The organism is Microbacterium sp. (assembly GCF_035554235.1).
In the GTDB taxonomy this organism is placed as follows: domain Bacteria; phylum Actinomycetota; class Actinomycetes; order Actinomycetales; family Microbacteriaceae; genus Microbacterium.
This window is the reverse complement of record NZ_DATMIO010000044.1, coordinates 1-2,546: the sequence shown is the minus strand read 5'-3', so window position 1 is coordinate 2,546 and position 2,546 is coordinate 1. Positions and strand designations below refer to the sequence as shown.

Genomic DNA, 2,546 nt, shown 5'->3' with positions numbered 1-2,546 from the left:
ATGGGAAGGCTCAGGTCGGGTGTGATCATGACCCGTCAATCCTAAGTTGGGCTCCCGCCCGGCGGGTCCCGGCGCGCCCGCGCCCGCGCCCCCTGCGCGCGCCCTCCCCGGTGTTCACTCGGCGCAAGGTGCGGGTGCGGGTGCCCAGGCACCCGCGCTTTGCGACGAGCGAGCACCCGGCCCGGCCTGGTCAGCGCGCGAGCGCCACGTCGATCATGGAGATGACGTTCGCGGTGCCCGTGCGGGTGCCGATGGATGCCGCGGCCTGCGCCATCGCGGCGATCCTCGGCCGATCGCCCAGCAGCGGGATCACGTCGGAACGCACGCGGTCGGGGGTGAAGTCCGCGTCATCGATCAGGACGGCCGCGCCGGCGTCGATCGCCGAGCGGGCGTTGAGCCGCTGCTCCCCGTTGCCGACGGCATAGGGCACATAGACCGCCGGGATGCCGAGGGCGCTGATCTCGCTGACGGTGGCCGATCCCGCCCGCGACACGATGAGATCCGCCAAGGCGAACGCGAGGTCCATGCGGTCGGCATAGCGGAGGAACGCGTAGCCGGGAACGCGCGGGTCTTCGAGAGTCGACCGCTCCCCCGTGACGTGGATCAGCTGCCAGCCGGCGTCGAGGATGTCGCGCCACGAACCGGCGAGAGCCTCGTTGAGGCGCTGCGCGCCGAGCGACCCGCCGAAGACGAGGAGCACCGGGCGCCCGGCATCCAGCCCGAAGAACTCCGCCGCCTCGGAACGCGTGCTCGCGCGGTCGAGGTCGACGACCTCGCGGCGCAGCGGCATCCCGACCACCGTCGAACCGCGCAGCGGCGTGCCGGCGAAGGCCACTCCCACCCCCGCCGCCCCCCGCGCCCCGAGCACGTTCGCGAGCCCGGGCTTCGCGTTCGCCTCGTGCACCACGACCGGAACGCGCTCGCGGCGGGCGGCGATGTACGCCGGGGCGGAGGCGTAGCCGCCGAATCCGACGACGACGTCGACCCCGCGCTCGCGGATGATCGTACGCACCTGCGCGACGGCGCGGCTGAAGCTCTTCGGGAAGGCGACCGCCGCACGGTTCGGGCGCCTCGGGAAGGGCACCTTGTCGACGAACACGAGCTCGTACCCGCGCTCGGGGACGAGCCGCACCTCGAGCCCCTCCCGGGTGCCCAGCACGAGCACCTCGGCGTCAGCGTCTCGGGCGCGCAGTCCGTCGGCCACGGCGAGCAGGGGATTGACGTGGCCGGCCGTCCCGCCGCCGGCCAGGAGGTAAGTCGTCACGCCGGAATCTTCGCATGCCCGGATGAGCGCGGCTGACGCGCGGCGACCCGCGCGGCGCGGGCGGCCGTGGGTCGCGGCAGCGCCCGGGCGAACGACAGCAGGACCCCGCACGCGATCAGCACCGAGACCAGCGATGTACCCCCCTGCGACATGAAGGGCAGCGGAACGCCCAGCACCGGGAAAACCCGCAGCACGACGCCGATGTTGATCAGGGCCTGGCTCAGGATCCACACGGTGATCGCTCCAGAGACGATGCGCACGAAAGGATCGTCGGTCTTGCGGATGATGTGAAAGGCACCCACGGCGAAGAGTGCGAAAAGCGCGAGCACGACGATGCAGCCGATGAGACCGAGTTCCTCACCGACGATCGCGAAGATGTAGTCGCTCTGGGCCTCTGGGAGCCAGTCGAACTTCTCCCTCGAATTGCCGAGGCCGAGGCCGAACACTCCCCCGCCGGCGAGCCCCCAGATGCCGTGGAGCGGCTGGTAGCAGTCATTGAAGTACGCGGCGAGACAATCGGGATTGAGAAAGCTCAGGAACCGCCGCATCCGATCGGGGCTCGACACGGCGAAGTAGGCGACGGCTCCCCCGGCGGCCAGCAGCGGGAGGATGAAGATCCGCAGCTTGACGCCGGAGAAGAACAGGGCGCCGAGCACGATGAGCGCCAGGATCATCGCGGTGCCGAGGTCGCGGCCCGCCATCACCGTTCCGATCACGAGGATCGACACGGGAACGAGCGGGATGAACACGTGCCGCCACAGCCCGAGCAGCGTCTGCTTGCGGTAGAGCACGTACCCGAGCCACAGCGCGAGCCCGAGCTTGAGGAACTCGGACGGCTGCGCCTGCATGCCGCCGATGAGGATCCAGTTGCGGTTACCGCCGGATTCGATGCCCAGGGGGGTGAACACGAGCAGCTGGAAGACCACGGTCGCGAACAGCGCCAGCCAGGCGATCCGCTTCCAGAAGGTGATCGGGAACCGGCTGACGATGAACATCAGGGGGATGCCGATCATGGCGAAGACACCCTGCCTGATCACCGCGTCATAGGGGCCGGCCCCGGACGCCGTCGATGTGGCGGATGTCGCGGACAGCACCATCACGAGGCCGAAGCCCGTCAGCATGAGCGCCGTCGAGGCGATCAGCAGAAACTCGCTGGGAACCGGAGCGAACACCCGGCCCAGCGACACGCGGGCCGCGAGGCCGCGCTTGGGCGAGGGCTCAGGCGCCGCCGTCGCGCGGGGCTTGTTCGTCGGGTTCTGCGACATCGTCATCCGCAGCCCCC

At 70.3% G+C, this 2,546-nt stretch carries 2 protein-coding genes; both read right to left on the bottom strand.

Annotation, left to right across the window (positions count from 1 at the left end; genetic code table 11):
• Positions 1-190 precede the first annotated feature (190 nt).
• On the bottom strand, positions 191-1,264 hold the full coding sequence (locus tag VNT50_RS02120; protein ID WP_325483456.1) for a UDP-N-acetylglucosamine--N-acetylmuramyl-(pentapeptide) pyrophosphoryl-undecaprenol N-acetylglucosamine transferase: 1,074 nt from the start codon (positions 1,262-1,264) through the stop codon (positions 191-193).
• Positions 1,261-2,529, bottom strand: a complete 1,269-nt coding sequence (ftsW, locus tag VNT50_RS02115) for a putative lipid II flippase FtsW (RefSeq protein ID WP_414683925.1) — start codon at positions 2,527-2,529, stop codon at positions 1,261-1,263. Before ftsW ends, VNT50_RS02120 begins: the two co-directional genes overlap by 4 nt.
• Between the last annotated feature and the right edge of the window lie 17 nt (positions 2,530-2,546).

What these genes read in the sequence shown, in the direction of transcription:
- ftsW (WP_414683925.1), bottom strand. Translation starts at nt 2,529, where the DNA reads ATGTCGCAGAACCCGACGAACAAGCCCCGCGCGACGGCGGCGCCTGAG.